At 30.1% G+C, this 1,904-nt stretch carries 2 protein-coding genes and 1 pseudogene; 2 read left to right on the top strand and 1 reads right to left on the bottom strand.

The features are described from left to right. The first annotated feature begins 266 nt into the window (after positions 1–266). Together mntA and hepT are read left to right on the top strand one after the other, a co-directional pair. The gene (gene mntA / locus V7014_RS25390; RefSeq protein WP_335511603.1) at positions 267–674 is read left to right on the top strand and encodes a type VII toxin-antitoxin system MntA family adenylyltransferase antitoxin; all 408 of its coding nucleotides are present in this window, start codon (positions 267–269) and stop codon (positions 672–674) included. After that, positions 664–1,068 carry a type VII toxin-antitoxin system HepT family RNase toxin gene (hepT, locus tag V7014_RS25385; RefSeq protein ID WP_335511602.1) on the top strand — a complete coding sequence of 135 codons (405 nt, stop codon included), beginning with the start codon at positions 664–666 and terminating at the stop codon, positions 1,066–1,068. Before mntA ends, hepT begins: the two co-directional genes overlap by 11 nt. A 24-nt stretch (positions 1,069–1,092) precedes the next feature. On the opposite strand, the pseudogene V7014_RS25380 reads toward hepT, so the two are convergent. Continuing rightward, positions 1,093–1,307: pseudogene (locus V7014_RS25380) on the bottom strand (IS3 family transposase); the annotation flags it as partial. Positions 1,308–1,904 lie beyond the last annotated feature (597 nt).

Here is a 1,904-nt window from a genome sequence, read left to right as displayed (position 1 = left end):
AGTAGAAACACTTTATTTTAAAGACAAATGTATTATCAATGTTTTATATAGTGGGTATGCAAAAATTATTATAGTTAAAACTATTAAATAAGATAAAATTTGAATAATTTTGATTTGCTTCCTAATTAATCGGAGCTAACTTTAATTTTACAGGTTTCATTTTTAGAATTACTTGTATTATTTTTCACTCGAATTGAATTTACAGGATTTATATGGAAGCCAGTTTTTGAAGTTGGTATAATGAATGTATAATGGGAGGAGTTAAGATGGAATCCAAGTTAATCGATATAATAAATAAAAAATTGGTGCCCCGTTTAAATCCTGCATTTATCATTGTATTTGGCTCCTATGCAAAAGGATGTCCAAGGGAAGATAGTGACATAGACATTGCGTTTTATTCTGAGGGTCTAACACCAGATAAGTATGAAATTTTTATGCTAGCTCAGGAACTTGCAGAAGAGTTGAAAATTGAGGTAGATCTTATTAATTTGAGAGAAGCTAGTACTGTATTTAAGGCACAAATCTTCACAACTGGGAAAGTTATTTATTCTCAAAATGAAGATACAAGGATAAAAGAACAAATGATAGCATTAAGCATGTATGCTAAGTTAAATGAAGAAAGACATGAAATTTTAGACGGAATTAGTAAAAGAGGAACAATATATGAAGAATGATGTAATTTTGAATAAAGTAAGTGTCATTGAACGGTGTATACAACGAATTCAAGAAGTATATGGTAATGATCCAAATAATTTGCAAGACTATACGAAACAAGATAGCATAATTTTAAACATTCAACGTGCGTGTGAATCATCAATTGATTTAGCTATGCATATCGTTGCTGAAAAGAAACTTGGTTTACCCCAAGCTAGTCGTGATGCTTTTGATATGTTAGAAGCTGCTGGTGTAATCGATAAATCATTAGCAAAACAATTGAAGGCAATGGTTGGTTTTAGAAACATAGCTGTCCATGATTATCAAGCGATTAATCTTGATATTTTAGAGCAAATTGTTACAAAACACTTAGAGGATTTTAAGACATTTGCAAAAAGAATTCTTTCATATTAAAGAGAAGTTAGACAGGTTATTTTCTCAAGCAGCTGATAGGGCATGCGTTCGGTATTGTACCGGGCTCATGCCCTTTTGTTTTGCCTTAATACGTTTGTGATTATAATAGTCGATGTATTTATCTAGTTCTTCTTTAAACTGCTCGTTACTTTCAAACTCCTTTAAATATAGAAATCAGACTTCATAAAACCAAAGAAGTTCACTATAAAGGAATTGTCGTAACAGTTTCCTTTACGAGAATTGACGCCCTATTAAATACATTTAAATCAAAGCAAATTTTTAGTAGTCCAAATTAATTAATTAATTCTATTATATCAATTTGGACAATACTGTCTTTGGAACCTTTAAATACATACAATCGTTCTTAAAATGCCACATAAAGGGGAGGGGGGCTTTGAAGCATAATGATGACCTCGGTGTTTGGGATGTCTTTTTTAGATACGTTTTTGGATATGATACCTTTTTTAAAAAAACAGCGCGTATTTAAATAAATTTTGCTGTTGTTCATGTGTGTCTGGCAGAAGTGTTCACAAAATCATCCTACTGTTGAAAAAAAATATATATCCCAAGTAAACCCGTTTGTTTAAGAATCATACACCTATACTATTTTTCACACCAACTATTAAATGTAGCGTAGAGTATAAACCCAAAGTTCCTTTTTAAAATATAATTATCAGATTATTTATACTATTGAAAAAACAAAGGAATTATCTTATACTTTTAGTAAGTTTCATAATTACTGAAATACCGTTTCAATTATTGAAACAAGAATTAAGAAGAAAATTGTTTAATGTAAGCTTGGTTTTGAAAATTACATAATTTTAGGAGGAATGTGG

This window comes from Bacillus sp. JJ722 (assembly GCF_036963345.1).
GTDB lineage: Bacteria > Bacillota > Bacilli > Bacillales > DSM-1321 > Bacillus_AD.
Note: the sequence above shows the minus strand (reverse complement) of the source record. Positions and strands in the feature narration are given on the sequence as shown.